We start from the raw sequence: 18,814 nt of genomic DNA, 5'->3' as shown, positions 1-18,814 counted from the left end.
AGTGTCGGACAGCGCATCGGTAGAACCCTTCCATCAATCGATTGGGAGGGCGCCTACGCAGCCGGTATGACAGATCGCTCGACCGAACCTGACAAAGCTGCAAGGTGCGTCGGCACAGGCATGGTTTCTTTGGCCGAGGCGGGAAAACGCATCTCCACGATCATCCCCGGAGCGCCGTCGCGCAACTGGATGCTGCCATCATGAAAGCGCATGATCGCCTGGGCGATCGCGAGCCCGAGGCCGCTGCCGCGCGAGCCGCCCTTGTCCTGTCCTCGCTCGAACGGACGCAGCACGCGCGCGCGGTCGGCCTCGGGCAAACCCGGCCCGTCATCGGCCAGCATGACGATCGCCTCTCCGTTCTCGTGGCGCATGCTGATCCGGGCATGGGTGCCGGGGCTGGTGTGCAGCGCGACGTTTTCGAGCAGGTTCATGAAAAGCTGGAGGAGCAGATCGCGATCACCGATCACGGCCGCCTGCGCGAATGGACCGATAACGAGCCCGTAACCGGCCTCGGCCAGCATCGGCTCCATCGTATTGGCGACGTCTTCAAGCAGTTCGGCCAGCATCAGCGGCGCGCGCGGCGCATCATGCCGCCCGGCCTTGATCTCGGAAAGCCGCAACAGCGCCTCGAAGGTGGCGATGATGGCCGTGCATTCGCGTTCGGCGGCGAACCGCATGAGAGCAAAGTCGGCAGGGTCGGCGGCGTCGCGGGTCAGGAGCGCACGCAGGCGCGTCAGCGGTGTCCGCAGGTCGTGGGCCAGATGGCTGGCGAAATGGCGCTGCCCCTCGACCATCTCCTCCATGCGCGCGATCATGCTGTTGAAGCTTTCGGCCTGCGCCGCGAAGATCCCTTCCTTGTCATCGACAGGGATGCGTTTCGACAGATCCCCGGCCGCAATCGCGTCGGCAGTGGCGCGGGTAAGCGCCAGGCGCACCCCGATCATCCGTGCCATCGCGCGGCTGGCCAAGATCCCCATCAGCGCGCCCGATAGCGCCAGGCACAATATCAGCGCGGGCAGCATGTCGCGCACCACTTCCTTCATCTCGTCGTGATGAAGGACGCTCAGATGCGCCCCGTCGCGCAGTCGGATCGTATAGGCGCGGCCGTCCTTGGGCTTCGAATCGCCGTCGCGATAGCTGAGCGTCACCAGCCCGTCGCGCTGAAGCGGCAGATCCACCCGGCCGAGTATGCGGCGCCCCGATGCATCGTACAAAAGGGCGATCTTCATCGACGTCGAGCGGGATGCGGCGCGCTTGATCACGCGCGCGGCGACCGAGGCGGTATCCCGCGGCGCGCCTGGCGGCATCAGCTTGCCCATCTCCTTGTACAGCGACGCGTCGAGTTCGCGAGAAAATTGCAGGCTGGTCAGACCGAGCACGATCAGCGCCGCCACCACCATCCCCAGCGCCACCGCCGCCCCGATCCGCAGCGAAAGCCGGCCGATGCGCGGCTCGCCGCCCCGCCGCTCGCCGGTCAGCGGGCCGGTCACAGGCATTGGTCCGTCAGCAGCACATAACCTTCGCCGCGTCGGGTCGCGATCGGATCGCACCCCAGGTCGAGGAGGCGTCGACGCAGCCGCGAGATATTGCTGTCGACCAGATTGGGGGCGGGCTGAAAGGAATGGGTCCACACGCCTTCGAACAGCATGGCGCGCGTCACCAGTCGATCGGCATGACGCATGAGGAACAGCAGCAGCGAAAATTCGATCCGGTTGAGATGCCCGTGCTCGGCCCCGAAGCGAACCTTATGTGTGGCGCCATCAAGACGAAGCTGGCCGATCGAGAGGCTGATCACGTCGCCCTGGACATGGGGTCCGCGGCGGACGAGCGCGGCCAGGCGCGCATTGAGCTCGCCGACATTATAGGGCTTGGCAAGATAGTCGTCTGCGCCGGCATTGAGCCCTTCGACCTTGTCGTTGGCGCTGCCGAGTGCCGAAAGCATCAAGACCGGTGGCAGCGGGCCCTGCGCACGCAGAAGCTGGAGCAGTCCGGTTCCTGTGATATCGGGCAGCATCCGGTCGAGAATGATCGCGTCAAACATGCCTTGGGTGAAGACGCCGCTGGCTTCGGCCCCGGTGACACAATGCCGGCATTGATGCCCCAGCACGCCGAGCTTTTCCGCCAAGTCCCGTGCGATCAGCGGATCATCTTCAACAAGCAGCAGTTGCAACGGCGGCGATCCCTGGTCGGTCGTCGGAAAACGATCGCCGATACCGACGGGTTGTGACAGTTTGCAGATACGGACGCGCACAGCCGTCGTTTTCGAATGATCATATTCGCTCGGCGCCGGACGCGGTTCTCAACATCTTCGACTGCCTCGGCTCGTCCCGGGGTGCAGCGGTCGTATCACAGCCATGGCACTTATTCCCGAACCCGCCTTTCAACTCTGGCTCGTCGGTAGCTGCCATGTCCCAGCCGAAGTCATTCCGAGTGAGCGGCGGTGGCCCAGCTCCTCGGGCAGCTGACGGTCGCCAATTGGGACGCATCCCAAGGCGTTTCCATGACCGGCAATGGGCGCCTCTCCGAAAAGGCCGAGGCCTCGCCCGCAGGTCTCGAACGCGGGCGGCCGATCGCCACCCATCCGCATAGGAGACATTGTAAGCGAGCCGCCAGGCGGCTATGACTCGCAGGTCGGAAAAGGCAGACTTGGTTTGGTAAGCCCAAGTCCCTTCGGTAACGAAGGCTCTGGTCTTTGGCCTCGTGCAGAAGATCCCCGCGACGGACATGGGATGCTCACCTGGGCAGCTCACGGTTCGTCCGCGTGGTGCTCGGTCTCGAGAAACGCTCCGGTCGGACAGCGACCAAGGACCGTATATGCCCACGCTCGACACCGCATTCTACGACGTCATCATCGCTGGCGCTGGTCCAGTCGGACTATTTCTTGCCGGCGAGCTACGGCTCGCCGGCGTCTCGGTGCTGATGCTTGAACAGGCTGAGCATCCGAATACGGCGCTGAAAAGCTTGCCATTCGGGCTGCGCGGGCTGTCGGTCCCGACCATCGAAAGTCTCGATCGCCGCGATCTGCTCGACGAGATACAGGAACGCTCTCCCCGGCGAGAGACGCCTGCGAACGCTCATTGGATGCAGCAGAAATGCGCGCCCGGCGGCCACTTTGCCGGCATCCCATTCTTTTGCGATCAAATAGATACCGCGCAGTGGCCGTACCGCCTGCCCGGGGCCGTCGGCAGCATGGCCGCGGACATGGCCAGTATCGAGGCCGTATTGGCTCGACGCGCGACCAGGCTGGGCGCCACAATCCGTCGCAGCTGCGGCTTCGAGACTTTCGAAGAATCGGATGCAGGCGTCATCGTCCGTGCCGGTGGCGAGATGTTTGCAGGCCGTTGGCTCGTTGGCTGCGACGGCGGGCGCAGCGCCGTTCGCAAGGCGGCGGGGGTCGCGTTCACCGGCACCAATCCGGAGTTCACCGGCTATTCGGCGCAGGTCGTACTGGCCGATCCGAGCGTGCTGACGCCCGGTCGCCATTACACACCTGCGGGCATGTATAACTACGCTGCTCCAGGCACGATCGCGATGGTCGATTTCGACGGCGGCGTCTCCCACCGTATCATACCGTCCCGCGATCATATCGAAGCTGTGCTGCGCAAGGTCTCCAGCGCCGACGTGTCGATCATCAGCCTTGAGATCGCCACCACATGGACCGACCGAGCCTATCAGGCGACGATGTATCGACGAAACAGGGTGCTTCTGGCGGGCGATGCTGCGCACGTGCATTCGCCGCTGGGCGGTCAGGGGCTGAACCTCGGCCTCGGCGACGCGATGAATCTGGGCTGGAAACTGGCCGCCACGATCCGAGGCGATGCCCCTGACGCACTGCTCGACACCTATGCGAGCGAACGGCAGCCAGTAGGTGCACAAATCCTCGACTGGTCGCGGGCGCAGGTGGCGCTCATGCGTCCCAGCGCCAGTTCCCGCGCGCTGGAGGCCATCGTTCGGGATGTGATCGCCACGGGCGATGGTGCGACCTATTTTGCCGAGCGCGTCTGGGGCGTGGGGCTCCGTTACGATTTGGGTGAAAGCCATCCACTCGCCGGTCGCAGTGCGCCGGATTTCGAGTTTGCCGATGGTAGCAGGGTCAATGAGCATCTGAGGGCCGGACGCGGACTGCTTCTGGATTTCAGCGCCGGATCGGTGCTGCAGTGGTTGCCCGGCGAGTGGGTCGACCGGATTGCTTATGTCAGCACCACGCCCCACGAGCGCATGGGGATTCAAGCAGCGCTCATACGGCCGGATGGCATCATCGCCTGGGCGTGCGAGGAGGCCCCCTCCTGCGCCGAGGTTCAGGAGGTCATGAGGCGCTGGTTCGGCGCACCGGAAAACTCTGCTTAAGCGGACCTTCGGCCATCAGGACGGGCTTCGCGGACCTGGAATGTTCGGGCCAGGCGCACTGGCGTCCGGCAGTTTTTCCCCGGCGGCCCACAACAACGGCGTAACAAACCGCTTGGAATGGCTCTCGCCAATCCGGTCGTCGGGCGTAGAAAAAATATTTCCATCGCTTTTGATACGTTGCTGTGTGCAGCTGTACTCTCTTGTCGCGGCCCAGATTTCGGCTCTCTTGCGGTCTGGATTTTTTTCCATTCCTGTAGTGTCACCCCTCTCGACAGCATGAGTGCCGATGGCAGAGCCACCTGATCACATCCTCCGGATCCGCGCCGTGCTCGATCGAACCGGCCTCACGCGATCGACGGTCTACAGGAAGATGGAAGCCGGGACCTTCCCACGCCAAATCGCCATCAGCACACGCTGCGTGGGTTGGCGCGAAGCGGCGGTCGGCGAGTGGCTTGCCAATCCGTATTTCTATGAGGCTGCCAACGACAACACAGAAGCGAGGGCACGATGAACGCGCTGTTCCTTAAGGATCTGGTGAAGAAGACGCGCCGCGGCCTGCGCGGTCATGGCTGCTTGGGGTCCGGACGCACGAAACCCCCGGCCGTGGTGAGCCGGGGGTTATGCGTTTTTTTGGTTGCGGGGACCCGCTCTATACTCAACTTGCGATCAAGCATTGGAGCCCTTGAACGAGCCGCAGGCAAGCTCAGTCCCGGCAGAATCGATCTAGGGCTATTCCGAGCCGCCGCATGAAGCCTCCGTCACTTATCGGAACGAACGAGCTCCGTCTCGGCGAGATGCTCCGCGATAAACCAGACCTGCGGCTCGTTGGTACGGATAACGTTGCTTACGAGCAGATCATTGGTGCCGTCATCACCAGCCTCGTCCGCAGCATCGCCACCCTCATGAGCTTGGCGCAGGATGATTTCGTGTGCTTCCAGCAAACGTGCGAGCTGGCTTGGGACATCTTCGCGACCTTTTGGCGGCCGTGGAATATTCGTGGCTTCTGCCACATCCGGCGCCATCGCGATGCTGATGCCGCCCAGCGCCATAATGCGCTCCGCGATCATGTCGACGAGCGCGGCCTGTTCCTCGTAATGTTTATCCAGCAAGAGGTGGAGCTGGTAGAAGGTCGCTCCCGACATCTGCCAGTGGTGTTTCTTATACAGGTCGCGCAGAGTCATCGTATCAACCAGTATCTGATTGAGGATGGCGACGCTCTGAGAGCGAGCATTGTACTCAAGCGCCAGCGGGAGCTTCTTGAGGGGTTCCGAACGGCTGGATTTCACGATACTCAACCTTATACTGCGGTTGCGCGACGTTCGTGGGCTTCTCAGCCATGTGGAATCCTCATCAATATCGAGCGTGGAACTCGAAGCTCTGATGTTAGGCTAAATGTTCGGCTGGCACCAGCACATGTGTGCTGCTCGTGGAACACGAAGTTGTCAATCAGCGTCAATTGCTCAATTGCACTCTGATGCACATTTGGTGGGGCCGCCCTTCTCCAGAGGGAGCGGCTGGGATAATCGATCAACGGGGCGAAGCTCCACGTGCCGACTTCTGACTTCGCTTTTGAGATTTCCCCACCCGTTTGGAAAAACGGGCCGCGCGGCGCTGACGGGAGCGCCGCGCGGTCCGCCACCCTAAGCGACCATCGATCCATGGATCTTTCTGACGATGGTACGAACCCCATTAGAAGCATGATGGCCAAGCGCATTTCGCCGGTCATGCAACGGACGCGACCCGCTCAGCTTCCATCCCGATCGCGGCAGCCTCCTGCTCGAAGTCGAGCACGATACGTCCTTCTATTTGGCCATGATGCATCCGTGAAAAGACGTCGTTGATGTTGTCGAGCGTATCCGTCGACACGGTCGCCCTGACCTTGCCATGCGCTGCGAAATCGAGCGATTCCTGGAGGTCGAGCCGCGTCCCAACGATCGAGCCGCGCACCGTGATCCCGTTCAACACCGTGTCGAAGATCGACAGGGGGAAATCGCCGGGGGGCAGGCCATTGAGCGAGACGGTGCCGCCGCGCCGCACCATGCCGAGCGCCTGCTGGAAAGCCTTGGGTGATACCGCAGTGACCAGCACGCCCTGCGCGCCGCCGATTTCCTTCTTGATGAACGCCGCCGGATCATTGTGCAGCGCATTAACCGTCAGGGTCGCGCCCAGTTCCTGCGCCAGGGCCAGCTTGGCGTCATCGATATCGACCGCGACGACGTTGCGGCCCATGGCCCTGGCATATTGCACGGCCATATGACCCAGGCCACCGATGCCGGATATGGCGACCCAGTCGCCGGGCTTAGTGTCCGTGACCTTCAACCCCTTGTAGACGGTGACGCCGGCGCACAGGATCGGCGCAATCTCGACGAAGCCGACGCCATCGGGAATGTGGCCGACATAGTTGGGGTCGGCGATCACATATTCGGCGAAGCTGCCGTTCACCGAATAGCCTGTATTCTCCTGACTTTCGCAGAGCGTTTCCCAGCCGCCAAGGCAGTGCACGCAATGCCCGCACGCGGTGTATAGCCACGGCACGCCGACGCGATCGCCCTCCTTGACATGGGTGACGCCGGAGCCGACCGCGACGACGTGGCCGACGCCTTCATGCCCGGGAATGAAGGGCGGATTGGGCTTGACGGGCCAGTCGCCATCGACCGCATGAAGATCGGTATGACATACGCCGGTTGCTGCGATCTTGACGAGAATCTGTCCGGGGCCGGGCATTCGGATCGCGACCTCCTCGATGACGAGCGGCTTGCCGAACTCACGGACGACGGCCGCCTTCATGGTCTTCTGCATGATAGGATCCTTGTGCTGGCCGTCAGAAGGCGGCGTCAATGTCGACCACATTGATCAGCTTGTGATTGACGAACTCCTTGATCCCGAGCCCGAGCAGTTCGCGACCGTAGCCCGAATTGCGGACGCCACCGAACGGCAGGTCGGCCTTGACCATTGTTGGGTGGTTCACGAACACCATGCCGGTGGAGATTTTTCTCGCAACCTCCACGCCGTGCGCCGTGTCGGACGTGAACACCGAGCCACCGAGCCCATAAGGCGAGTCATTGGCGATGCGCACGGCGTCATTTTCATCCCTGGCGCGGAAGATCATCGAAACTGGTCCGAAGAACTCCCAGTAACGGGCGGGATTGTCTTCACCGACATCGGTCAGGATCGTCGGCCGGACGAACGCCCCCTGGTTCGGTGCCTGCGACCCCACCTCGGTCGCGGTCGCGCCATGCTCGACGGCCTTGCGCACCATGGCCTTGATATCGTCCGCCGCCTTCTGCGATGAGAGCGGGGCAAGCGTCGTGTCCGGATCGAACGGGTCGCCCATCCGCAGCCCGGCGACACCCTCCGTATAGCGCTTGAGGAAGTCGTCATAGATTTCGTCGGCGACGATCATCCGCTTCGACGAGACGCAGACCTGACCGCCATTCCAGTGCCGGCCGAACACCGCCCATTTGACGGTCTTCTCGAGGTCGGCGTCTTTCAGCACGACGAACGCATCCGATCCGCCCAGTTCCATGGTCGATTTCTTGAGCGCCTTGCCCGCGGTCGCGGCGACAGCGGCGCCGGCAGCTTCGGATCCCGTGAGCGCTACGCCGTGGACGCGACGATCGCTCAGGATCAATTCGACCTTCTCATGGTCCGCGAACAGATTGATGAAGGCTCCGTCGGGCAACCCCGCCTCCGCCATGAGCTTCTCGAACGCCTGCGCGCTCTGGGGTACGTTCGCGGCGTGCTTGAGCAGCATCGTGTTGCCGGCCGACAGCTGCGGGGCAATGATGCGGGCGATCTGGTAATAAGGGAAATTCCACGGCTCGATCGCGAGCAGCACGCCCAGCGGTTCGCAAACGAGGATCGCCTCGCCCTCCGCCGGCGTGGCGACCGGAAGCTTTTCCGGCCTGAGCAGGGTCTCGGCGTTCTTCGCATAATATTCGAAGATCGCGGCCGACAGTTCGACCTCCGCCTTCGCCTCCGCGATGAGCTTGCCCATCTCAAGGGTCAGGATAGGCGCATAGCTATCGATGTCGCGGCGCAGAATGTCGGCGGCCGCCTGCATCACCCTGGCGCGCTCGACGAAGCTGGTCCCGCGCCACGCCTGAAAAGTCGCATCGGCCCTGCTGACCGCCGATGTGATGTCCTCGTCGGTGGCAACCGGGAATGTCTTCACGACCTCGCCGGTATAGGGGTTGGTACTCGCGAAGATCATGATGTCATCCTCCTCCTGGACTAGCCCAAATGTGGTCCGGCATCGGCCGGCTTACGGCCGGCTTACGGCCGGCAATGCGCCGCCGCCGGCACGCAGGCCAACATCGTCTTCCTCTGACATCATACCGGAGAGGTATGTTGCAGAAGGAAAGGCGTGAACTGCCCGTACCGACACCTCAATCGTAGAGGCGAACCAGTTTCTGGAGGGTATCCGGGATTTCCCCTATTCGGCGGCGGAGGAGGAAGGGAGCCGTCACCGGTTCGTCGATCGTGACATAACCGATATCGGATCTCGCGAGGCGCTGGACCGATTCCGGAATGAGGCAGGCGCCGGCGCCCGACGCCACCATCACCAGCGCCGTCTGCAATTCCCTCACCTCGATGATGCCCGTCGGCATCAGGTCGCGGTTCTGAAAGAAAGACAAGGTCAGGTCGGCATAACTGGGGCGCGGTGTTCCGGGATAGACGATCAGCGGCAGGGTTGCGATTTCGGCCAGCCCCACGCTGCCGCCCCGCAGGAGGAATTCGTGCCCGTGGGGCAGCGCGGCGACCAGCGGCTCCTCGCGCAGGACCATGTGGACGACGAGCGGATCCTCCACGATGATCCGGTCGAAGCCGACGTCGATGCGCCCGTCCTTCAAGGCTGCCACCTGATCGAGGCTGTCCATTTCGGCAAGGACGATGTCGATCCCGCTGGTCTCCTCGCGAAGCCGCGCGATGATCTCGGGCAGGCGGCCATAGAGGGTGGAGGGCACGAGCCCGATGACAAAGCGCGGACGCTCGGCGGCGATGAAACGTCGCATCGTCGCCTGGAGTTGATCCAGCCCCCGCACGACGCGAAGCGCTTCCTCCTGCAGCAGCCTGCCGGCGGGCGTCAGCGCAATGGGACGGCTGTCGCGATCGAACAGCTGAGCGGACAATTCGTCTTCCAGTTCTTGGATACGCTTGCTGAGCGGCGCCTGCGCCATATTCAGGAGCCGGGCCCCCTGCGTGAAGCTGCGCTCTACCGCAACGGCCAGAAAGTATCGCAGTTGCCGGATCAATTGTCATAGATCCCCATCGGTATAACGAAGATTAATCCGAAGGCGACAGGTTACGCGAAAGACCTACGAGCGCCAGCAGCAGGCTACGCTTGCCAGGCGTCGGTGGCAGGAGATTAGCGTTTGCAAGCGTTTGGTTGAGCGTACGCTGCAAAGCAGGATCGGCCTTCAGCACACCGATCCATTGCGCGGACACGAAGCAGTCACGCAACCGACTTTTCAACAGGTCGATGTAGCGTGCCTGCCGCTCGCCGATGTTCGCCCCGGCACGCTGGAGATCGTCAAGCGCCATACCGATCCGCAGGTCGCGCAGCCGGTTCCGTTCCTCCGACATGCCTTCGACCAGATCAGGAAGGTGCGGGCTGAGCAGTACCATGCGATCCAGCGTACGGCTGATCCAAGCCGGCGTATCGGGTTCCGATCGCATCTCCGTCTTGCGGACGAGTTCTCGCCAGCCCGCCCGTGCCAGCCTTTGTGCAGTTCCTTTTGCGTCGGTAGCGCGCACCGCGCCCAGCATCAGGCAGGCCGCAAGCGAGCCGAGGACCTGCGCGATCGCCTGGTTCGCGAATGTGCCGAACATGCCGCCATAGTCCGCGTTCAGGCCTGCCAATCCCGGAAAGGCCAGCACGGCGCCGATCCCGTATGGTGCCCTGTCAGGCCGGGCGAGCAGCCAGCCGAGCAGGAAGAGGAAGGGCGACAGAACCAGGCAAAGCGTCACGAAATCGGTGGCGCGCGGCATCAGGACGAAGGCACAGAAGCCTGCGGCGATGGCCGCTCCGATCGTTCCGTAAAAGACGCGCCGTGCGACACCCAGCGGTGCGTCCAGATGACTGAACAGTGCGCAGATGATTGCAGAACTCACGACTGCGGTGGCGCCATCGGGCCAAGCGGTGACGATCCAGAAGGCACAGCCGGCGAGGACGGTCAGCGTCGTCGCCGATGCGGCGCGCAAGGCCATCCTATGATCGCGATGGAGGACCCGCCGCCCCGTGTCGCCGGGGCGGATGGATGCATCCGAACCCTCCGAAGAAGCGCCACGGACAAGCCGGTTGCGCAGCCGACGTGCGGTGGCATGGGTCTCGATCAGATCGGCCAGTCTGTCCAGCAGGCTGAGACGCACCAGTTGCACCCAGTCTTCCGGCGCCTTCAGCGCAGGTTCCAGTGCACGGGCCCGCTCGATCAGCGGGTGCCCGTCCCCCGGCGCCTCGCGCACGATCCAGTCGCGCACGTCCTCCACCAGATCGGTAAGCGGCGAGGTATAGGCATCCCGTTGCCGCAGCGCCTCGATACGATCCTCGACCGCGCCGGCGAGCGGCAGAAGCCTGCCGAGCTGCATCTCGACGCTGCGCAAGCTGGCAGGCTCTATGACGGTGCTGGCCATGTCGTAGGGGAGATGGACCGACAACAAATGAAGATCGTGAAGATCATTCGCCAGCCGACGTCGGTCCTGCCGAAGTACTGCATCCGGCTCAACCGGCATGGCCAGCGCGTCGAGCGACCAGGCTTCGGCATCCGCGAGGATCAGGTCCAGGCGTTCGCGCACCTGTCTCCAGACGGGGCGGGGAAACAGCAGCGCATGCACCAGGGAGACGCAGACGATCCCGATACCGATCTCCTGCACGCGAGACAGGGCGACGATGAAGATCGCGCCGGGCGTGTCGACGGACGGAAAGCCGACGATCACCGCGCTGTAGCCGGCCAGCAGCGAGATGTAGGAGCGCGGAGTCCGGTCCAGCGCTGCGACATAAGTGCAGGCACCGAGCCAGAGCGCGAGCGCCAGGGTCAGCAGTTCGGGCGTGTTGACGAGGTTTGGCACCAGGACGATCGCCATGCCGGCACCGACGACGGTTCCGATCAGGCGGAACAGGCCCTTTGAAAGCAGCGCGCCGGCCAGCGGCTGGGCGACGATGTAGCAGGTGATCACCGACCAGTAAGGCCGCGCCAGTCCAATCCGGAGCGAGATGTAATACGCCAGAAAAGCGGCCGCGAGCGTCTTCAGCGAGAAGAAGGCATCGACAAGTCCGTCACAGCAGGCCGTTCCCTTGTCAGGGAACGGCCTGCGGCTCGCCACGGGGAACGGCCACGAAATCAGGGAGCGGGGTTCCGCGGCGCCCATGGGAGAATGATCGTGCGATTAGTCGGAGGCCGGGTCGCGCGTGACAGTGAAGGAGAGGACCTTGTCGTCCACCGTCCCGACGTTCACCGTCCAGCTGACATCCTGCATGATATCGTCCTGGATTTGGATGTCGCTGTAGCGACAGCGCATTCCGCCGCTCGCCTTCGGCGCCCGGCAATGCGCACCCGCGCCGCGCAGAAGTGCACGTGCATCGGCAATTGAGCTACCTGCCGGAAGCCGGGCGGCCAGGTTGGCGCGCACGTCGTCCACCATCCCGGCGGGGTCGGGACCGAACTCGATCGACCGGAAGCTCGGGATGCCGGCCGCTTCGGCGAAAGCCGGCGCAGCCAGCAGGTTCACGGTGACGACGAAGGAAAGAGAGGCGGTCTTCAACGAAAACATAGTTTGCGTCCTGTGATGCCGGACCATGCCGGCACCCGACAGATGCGCTCTTAAACCCCGGCACGCCAACATTGTCTTCGTTTAGAAACATACCGGAACGGTATGTCGTTATCGATCAAGCCGCATCGTGCCCGTCTCGATCTAGCGCTGATGCAGGGCGAAAGCCTTATCAGGCAGCATCGGAGTATTTAGTCCGTAAGAGCCGGCCGGTAGTCATCGCGAAGTGCCGGGCAAAAAATTCTGCGCAGCTTGCCCCCATTTAGAAGGTCCAGCATGCCGTCCTGAACCACTTCGGTATAAGCCGTCATGTCCTCGGACGGGCTGTCGAGCAAGCCCGTCAGAACCGCGTCAGGCGATATCGTCGACGCCGGATTGGAGAGGCAGCAGCGAGGGCGGCGGCCGGCCCTTTTCTAAGTCATGCGGCGGAAATCAAGCAGATGCCCGGCGATTGCCGTCGAGAACGCGACCGATCAAGCTGCCACAACAATGTCGTTGCGCACCTCGGTGACGCCGGGCGACGCCCAAGCCGCACGTTCCGCGACATCGCGTTCATAATGGCTGCCTACCCGGCCGCGCAGGACGACCGCGCTGCCATCCGTGTCGATCGATACGGCCTCCGTGTCGAGCGCGGCAAGGCGCTGATAGGCCGCCGCGATGCCGTCGCGTATGTCGCCGGGACAGACGGGATTGTGAATTTCAAGCAGATTGGCAATCCCTGTCACGCCGCTCAATCCGCTGACCGCCTTTCGCGCGGCTTCGCTCTGGAATTTCCAGTCGACCCGGCCCGTCAGTGTGACGACGCCCTTCTCGACCTCGATCCGGATGCGACCTGCTGGCACGGAAACGTTCCACTCAAGAATCGATGCCACTTTCGAAGCGATCCCGGTATCGTCATGATCGTCGCCGGCCACACGTCCAACGCCGATCTCGTCTGCGATGGCACGAACTCCCGAAATCCGCCTCGCCACTTTCTCCGCGGCGACCTTTTCGGCGAAACTGGAAGCGATACCGGACAATGTCACAACACCATCCGAAACCGTAGCGTGGATATGATCGTGCGTAACGCTTGGCTCCCACCGGAGCTCGGCCGCAATATCATGCAGCAATTCGCGATCGGTCCGCACAGGTACCTCCCTGAAAAGAATTGATAGGCGCGAGAGGGACGAGCCGGCCGGATTCCAGCGGCAGCATCAGCCAGACAACGTTCCCTCGCCCGCGCTGGCTGCGGACGCGTAATCGGCCACCGGCCTCGCCCGCAAAGCGATGGACGCGCCCCAGTCCCATGTTCTGGGCGTCCGCCTCGCTGCACGAGCCGCCACCCGCCCCGGGCGCCGAGAAGTTTGTCATGCCGCGGCCATTATGGGCGACTGCAATTCGCATGGCCCCGGCTACGCTTCGGGCCCGCACCAGGATGCGGCCTCGCGTCCGCAGGTTCCTGTAAGCATGGACGACTAGCTCGCCGAGAACAGTGTCGAAAGCTTCGGCGGGCATACGGATGAGAGAGCCAGCCTCTCGCGCGTCCAGCCGTAGATCAACCGTACGGCCCGTGATCACACGCAGCATGGGCTCCAGCAATGCGAGCCGGCGATGGACGTCGAGGCTGCCCGGATTGCCTTTGCGTTCCGTCAGAATATCCGCCGTCAATGTGCGGCCGCGCACCGCCGCCCGCTCGATAGCGTCGAGCGGGCGGCGGGAACGATTGTCGGGAGGCAGGTCACCAAGAGAATGGCACCCCGATGCTACGACGCCGAATAAACTGCGTAGATCGTGAACCCACTGCCGGGCGGTTGGCGACAGCAGTGGCGACGGGATTTGCGAGGCGTGCATCGGCAGTTCCTTCGATGCCGCTATGTACCGGACAATGCCCGGGTCCCGGCCATCCGCAATAGTGCGTAGAGCCGTCGCGACCCGACCTCCGTAGATTCCCGAAGAGGAGGAAGCGTCCACAAACGCTAGCAGGAAGCAAAGGAGTCCGCATGTCGAAGCCACTCGCATATTTCCGACCCCGCCATGCCGTGATCCTGGCGCATCCCAATCCGGCCAGCTTCAACGGACTGGTCGCAGATGCCTATTGCGATGCCGTGCACGCTTGTGGGCAGGAGGCGATCGTTCGCGACCTCTATGCGCTCGGCTTCGATCCGCTGCTGAAGAATAGCGAGCGACCGGGAATGACCGGATTTCACCTGTCTGCAGACGTGGAGGCTGAACTCGACGCGATCCGTGGATGCGACGTCCTCGTATTGATCTACCCGATCTGGTTCGGCATGCCACCGGCGATCATGAAGGGATATGTCGATCGCGTGCTCGGGGCAGGCGTCACGCCGGCACAGGTACAGCATCGCACCGCCGACACACTGCTGCGCGGCAAGAGTTTGGTCAGCATCACCTCATCGGGGGCGAGCAAGGCCTGGCTCAATGAGCAGGATCAGATCGATTCGTTGCGCGACGTCTTTGGACGCTATCTGCGGCATGCTTTTGGCATGAAAGCTTATGACGACCTCCACTTCGGCGAAACGGTCGAGGGCCTCGACCAAGATTATGTCGACGCGAACCTGGCGCAGGTCGACGACCGCGCCCGCTCGATCTGTGCAGCCGTTGCCGCCGACAACGCGGCGAGGCGGATGAACTGAGGAGAGACGAATGACCGAGCAAACCCCTGCCCCCATCCGGCATATCGTCATACGCGCCCATCCGTCTCCGGACAGCTTCAACGCATCGGTCGCGGACCGATATTGTGAAACGGTTCGTGCATGTGGGCAGGTGGCAGAGGTCCGCGATCTCTATGCGCTGGCCTTCGATCCATTGCTTAAGGAGGAGGAGCGGCCCATAGCAGGCGGGATCAGCCTCTCGCCCGACGTGCGTGCGGAGATCGAAGCGATCCGCGGCGCGGAAATGTATGTGCTCGTCTACCCAGTGTGGTTCGCGATGCCGCCCGCGATCCTGAAGGGCTATATTGATCGCGTTCTGGGGGCGGAGGTGACGGCCCGCCAGATCCAGGACCGTGCCGCGACCGGCGTGTTAAGCGGACGGCATATGCTCAGTATCACGACGTCTGGTGCGCGCGAGGTGTGGCTCGACGAGCAGGGCCAAGTTGAATCGCTCCGCAACTTGTCGACCCGTTATCTGCGCAATGCCTTCGAAATGGCGTCGTGTGAGCATCTTCATTTCGGCGGGATCATCGAAGGATTGTCGGAGCGGTTCGCCGGGCAGTATTTCTTCGATGTCCAGGAACGCGCGCGGCGCGTGTGCGCCATGTTAGCCGCAGAGCGCCGTACCGGCCCTCCCCTCGCGTCGATCGGCGACGGAAGCTGAACGCGCCAGAAGACACAGCAATCAGGAAGGACGTAAGCGTGGAAACGATCATCGCGCCCCGACCCGCATCGCTTGATCAAGACGAACTGGCGCGGATGGACGCCTGGTGGCGTGCCGCCAACTACCTGAATGTCGGGCAGATCTACCTGTCCACCAATCCCCTGCTCCGTGAGCCTCTCACGACCGATCATATCAAGCCGCGCCTACTCGGTCATTGGGGCACGTCACCGGGGCTCAACCTGGTCTATGTCCATCTGAACCGGCTGATCCGCAAATATGATCTCGACGCGATCTACATGGCCGGCCCCGGTCATGGCGGGCCGGCGCTGATCGCCAACGTCTGGCTGGAAGGCAGCTACAGCGAGTTCTACCCCGATGTGACTCGGGACGGGGCCGGCATGCTGCGCCTGTTCCGGCAATTTTCGACTCCGGGCGGCGTGCCCAGCCATGTCAGCGTGCCCACCCCCGGATCGATCCACGAAGGTGGCGAGCTCGGCTATGTGCTGGTCCATGCGTTCGGCGCGGTGATGGACAATCCCGACCTGCTCGTCGCCGCCGTCGTCGGCGACGGCGAATCCGAAACCGGGCCACTCGCTGGAAGCTGGAAGAGCATCGACTTCATCAACCCCGTGCGCGACGGCGCCGTCCTGCCGATTCTGCACCTCAACGGCTACAAGATATCCGGGCCGACCGTATGGGCGCGGCACAGCGACAAGGATCTCGCCAAGTTCCTCGAGGGCCAAGGTTATGCGCCCGTCTTCGTCGAGGGCGACGATCCGATGACGGTGCATCGCCAGTTCGCAGACGTTATCGAGATGGCGGTGCTGCGCATCCGCGCGATCCAGCAGGATGCCCGCACGAATGGGCTGAGCGGCCGCCCACTCTGGCCCGCTATCGTGCTGCGCACGCCGAAGGGATGGACGGGTCCCAAGGAGGTCGACGGCGTGCAGGTGGAAGGCACGTTCCGCGCGCACCAGGTGCCGGTGGCCGAGGTGAAGACCAATCCCGACCATCTCCGCATCCTGGAGGAATGGATGCGCAGCTACCGCCCGGAAGAGCTGTTCGATGCGGACGGCCGCCTCCAGCCCGAGATCGCAGCGCTCGCGCCCGAGGGCGAGCGGCGGATGGGCGCCAACCCTCAAGCCAATGGCGGCCTGCTGACCCAGCCGCTGGCGCTACCCGACTATTCGACCTATCAGATCCGCTTCAAGCAGCGCGCGCGCGAACGGATCGAATCCACCCGCGTGCTCGGCCAGTATCTGCGGGACCTGTACCGAGCCAATCCTGACAATTTCCGCCTGTTCTGTCCCGACGAGACGAATTCCAACCGGCTGGGTGCGGTGTTCGAGGTCTCGGACCGTTGCCTCGTCAGCCGGATCGAACCGGGCGACGACCATGTCTCGGCCGAAGGGCGCGTGATGGAAGTGCTCAGCGAGCATTGCTGTCACGGCTGGCTGGAAGGCTACACGCTCACCGGGCGCCATGGTCTGTTCGCGACCTACGAGGCGTTCGCGATGATCATCGATTCGATGGCGATGCAGCATGCCAAATGGATCGAGCATGCCCGCAGGGTTCCCTGGCGCGCGGACGTGCCGTCACTGAACTACCTGCTGACCTCTACCTGCTGGCGCAACGACCATAATGGGTTCAGCCACCAGGGACCGGGCTTCATCGACACGATCATCCACCGCAAGCCGGTAGTGGCGCGCGTCTATCTTCCGCCAGATGCCAATTGCTTGCTTTCGGTGGCCGATCATTGCTTCCGAAGCCGCAACTACCTGAACCTCATCGTCATCGACAAGCAGCCGCAACTCCAGTGGCTGACGATGGAGGAAGCCCAAGCCCATTGCGCACGCGGCGCCGGCATCTGGGACATGTACAGCAACCAGCCCGAACAGCCCGACATCGTGCTCGCCTGCGCCGGAGACATCCCCACACAGGAGACGATCGCTGCCGCCTGGCTGTTGCGTCGCTACGCGCCCGATCTGAAAGTGCGTGTCGTCAACATCGTCGACCTGATGCGGCTATGCCCACCGGACCGACATCCGCATGGGATGAGCGACGCCGAGTTCGTAGACATCTTCACGGCGAACGCGCCCGTGCTCTTTGTCTTCCATGGTTATCCAGGCGTGGTGCATGACCTGCTGCACGGTCGCTCCGCGCATGATCGCTTCCACGTCCGCGGCTACAACGAGGAAGGGACCACCACGACACCGTTCGACATGGTGGTGTTGAACGGCATCAGCCGGCTCCAGCTCTGCCTCGACGTGTTGCGCTACGTGCCGGGTGCCATCGCGACAAGCGGCGACCTGCTCGACCATTGCAAGGGCCTGCTCGCCGAGCATGAACGTTATATCCGCGAACAGTTTGACGATCTCCCGCAGGTCAAGAACTGGACGTGGTCGGATTGAGCGCGAGATGGGGATGACGGAAGGCGAATGCGCCGACAATGGATCGACAGCGTCGCCCCCGCTCGCGTGGCGGCCGCGGGAAAAGGGCTCGATGCCCTCGCCCGCGGCTACGAAGTGGCTGCCGCATTTGCGAGCCTGTCCCGCCGCCGGGCGATAATCGGTTGCAACACGCTTCGGACGGATATCGAACGCACTATCTACCCGCTAGGATCGGCTCATGCTGATCCGACAAGGCGATAAACGTAATGAGCGCATCGACCGATGGCTGGCGAGCGTGCTCGCCAGCGTCGCTGGCGGCCTTAATGCGGCGGTCTTCCACGCCGTTGGTTTCTTCTCCGCCAATATGACCGGCAATGTCTCGGCACTTTCCAGCCTGCTCGCTTATGGCCGATGGCTGCAGGGTCTGGGGTATCTGTCGATCGTAATGACGTTCGTAGGCGGAGCCATGGCGTCCACCCTCGTGATCGACGCCGGACTGCGACGTGGGATGAGGCCGATCTATGCCAGAGTCGTCATCGCAGAAGCGCTGCTGCTGGCGCTGTTATGGCTCACGGAAGTGGCCTTGCCACGACTCGTGTCAGGCGTGCCGCTCCTGATCCTGGGCCTGAGCTTCCTCATGGGCCTCCAGAACGCGGTCGTAACCCACATCTCCAACGCGCGCATCCGAACCACCCACGTCTCGGGAATGGCAACCGACGTCGGCATCGAACTTGCCAAGCTGGTTCATCAGCGCCGGCAACGTGACAAGGCCGGCGAAAACGAGGAACTGGTCACCAAGCTGCGATTGCATCTTCAGACCATTGGCTTTTTCCTTGCCGGAGGTATCGTGGGCGTCCTCCTTTATCGCCTGATTGGCATCGGGACGCTTCTGATCGCGTCCCTGCCGCTGCTGCTGATCAGCGTTCCGCCCGTTTGGGGGGCGCGCAAGACCAGTGCCCGCGCTCGCTGACCGCCGTCATCGGCAATTTCATCCG

General features: G+C 63.1%; 16 protein-coding genes and 1 pseudogene. 6 read left to right on the top strand and 11 right to left on the bottom strand.

The annotated features are described in order from the left end of the window. Positions 1 to 53: 53 nt before the first annotated feature. A complete protein-coding gene (locus tag PBT88_RS10745; protein ID WP_270075346.1) occupies positions 54 to 1,490 on the bottom strand; it encodes a sensor histidine kinase in 1,437 nt (478 codons plus the stop codon). Continuing rightward, positions 1,487 to 2,251, bottom strand: coding sequence for a response regulator transcription factor (locus tag PBT88_RS10740; RefSeq protein WP_270075345.1), 765 nt, complete (start codon positions 2,249 to 2,251; stop codon positions 1,487 to 1,489). The genes PBT88_RS10745 and PBT88_RS10740 overlap by 4 nt, the downstream gene beginning before the upstream one ends. A 563-nt stretch (positions 2,252 to 2,814) precedes the next feature. On the opposite strand from PBT88_RS10740, the gene PBT88_RS10735 reads away from it, so the two are divergent. Beyond that, positions 2,815 to 4,347, top strand: a complete 1,533-nt coding sequence (locus PBT88_RS10735) for an FAD-dependent monooxygenase (protein WP_270075344.1) — start codon at positions 2,815 to 2,817, stop codon at positions 4,345 to 4,347. A 286-nt stretch (positions 4,348 to 4,633) separates the two neighbouring features. Further along, positions 4,634 to 4,858, top strand: a complete 225-nt coding sequence (locus tag PBT88_RS10730; RefSeq protein WP_270075343.1) for a helix-turn-helix transcriptional regulator — start codon at positions 4,634 to 4,636, stop codon at positions 4,856 to 4,858. A 247-nt stretch (positions 4,859 to 5,105) separates the two neighbouring features. Here PBT88_RS10730 and PBT88_RS10725 read toward each other — a convergent pair whose 3' ends face one another. The 9 genes and pseudogenes from PBT88_RS10725 to PBT88_RS10685 all read right to left on the bottom strand — a co-directional run bounded on the left by PBT88_RS10725 (position 5,106) and on the right by PBT88_RS10685 (position 13,944). Continuing rightward, complete coding sequence (locus tag PBT88_RS10725; protein WP_270075342.1) at positions 5,106 to 5,633, bottom strand: Dps family protein; 528 nt, start codon at positions 5,631 to 5,633, stop codon at positions 5,106 to 5,108. A gap of 436 nt (positions 5,634 to 6,069) precedes the next feature. Then, a complete protein-coding gene (gene adhP, locus PBT88_RS10720; RefSeq protein WP_270075341.1) occupies positions 6,070 to 7,146 on the bottom strand; it encodes an alcohol dehydrogenase AdhP in 1,077 nt (358 codons plus the stop codon). A 22-nt stretch (positions 7,147 to 7,168) separates the two neighbouring features. Next, positions 7,169 to 8,560 carry an NAD-dependent succinate-semialdehyde dehydrogenase gene (locus tag PBT88_RS10715; RefSeq protein WP_270075340.1) on the bottom strand — a complete coding sequence of 464 codons (1,392 nt, stop codon included), beginning with the start codon at positions 8,558 to 8,560 and terminating at the stop codon, positions 7,169 to 7,171. A gap of 175 nt (positions 8,561 to 8,735) precedes the next feature. Then, on the bottom strand, positions 8,736 to 9,602 hold the full coding sequence (locus PBT88_RS10710) for a LysR family transcriptional regulator (RefSeq protein ID WP_270075339.1): 867 nt from the start codon (positions 9,600 to 9,602) through the stop codon (positions 8,736 to 8,738). A gap of 31 nt (positions 9,603 to 9,633) precedes the next feature. After that, the gene (locus PBT88_RS10705) at positions 9,634 to 11,715 is read right to left on the bottom strand and encodes an FUSC family protein (RefSeq protein WP_270075338.1); all 2,082 of its coding nucleotides are present in this window, start codon (positions 11,713 to 11,715) and stop codon (positions 9,634 to 9,636) included. 18 nt (positions 11,716 to 11,733) lie between these two features. Further along, entirely contained in the window at positions 11,734 to 12,108 is a 375-nt protein-coding gene (locus PBT88_RS10700) for a hypothetical protein (protein ID WP_270075337.1), read from the bottom strand. A 251-nt stretch (positions 12,109 to 12,359) separates the two neighbouring features. After that, positions 12,360 to 12,569, bottom strand: a pseudogene (locus tag PBT88_RS10695) (propionyl-CoA--succinate CoA transferase); the annotation flags it as partial. An 18-nt stretch (positions 12,570 to 12,587) separates the two neighbouring features. Next, entirely contained in the window at positions 12,588 to 13,241 is a 654-nt protein-coding gene (locus PBT88_RS10690; protein ID WP_270075336.1) for a BON domain-containing protein, read from the bottom strand. After that, the gene (locus tag PBT88_RS10685) at positions 13,213 to 13,944 is read right to left on the bottom strand and encodes a sensor histidine kinase (protein ID WP_270075335.1); all 732 of its coding nucleotides are present in this window, start codon (positions 13,942 to 13,944) and stop codon (positions 13,213 to 13,215) included. Before PBT88_RS10685 ends, PBT88_RS10690 begins: the two co-directional genes overlap by 29 nt. A gap of 149 nt (positions 13,945 to 14,093) precedes the next feature. Here PBT88_RS10685 and PBT88_RS10680 point away from each other — a divergent pair, with 149 nt between their 5' ends. The 4 genes from PBT88_RS10680 (at position 14,094) to PBT88_RS10665 (ending at position 18,789) form a co-directional block, all read left to right on the top strand. Then, entirely contained in the window at positions 14,094 to 14,747 is a 654-nt protein-coding gene (locus PBT88_RS10680) for an NAD(P)H-dependent oxidoreductase (protein WP_270075334.1), read from the top strand. A 10-nt stretch (positions 14,748 to 14,757) separates the two neighbouring features. Beyond that, positions 14,758 to 15,429, top strand: coding sequence for an NAD(P)H-dependent oxidoreductase (locus PBT88_RS10675; protein ID WP_270075333.1), 672 nt, complete (start codon positions 14,758 to 14,760; stop codon positions 15,427 to 15,429). 38 nt (positions 15,430 to 15,467) lie between these two features. Beyond that, on the top strand, positions 15,468 to 17,840 hold the full coding sequence (locus PBT88_RS10670; protein ID WP_270075332.1) for a phosphoketolase family protein: 2,373 nt from the start codon (positions 15,468 to 15,470) through the stop codon (positions 17,838 to 17,840). A 217-nt stretch (positions 17,841 to 18,057) separates the two neighbouring features. Further along, positions 18,058 to 18,789: a YoaK family protein gene (locus PBT88_RS10665; protein WP_270075331.1), complete on the top strand. Its 732-nt coding sequence runs from the start codon at positions 18,058 to 18,060 to the stop codon at positions 18,787 to 18,789. Positions 18,790 to 18,814: the final 25 nt, after the last annotated feature.

Source organism: Sphingomonas abietis (genome assembly GCF_027625475.1).
GTDB lineage: Bacteria > Pseudomonadota > Alphaproteobacteria > Sphingomonadales > Sphingomonadaceae > Solisphingomonas > Solisphingomonas abietis.
The sequence above is the reverse complement of the archived record's forward strand: the minus strand, read 5'-3'. Positions and strand labels throughout refer to the sequence as shown.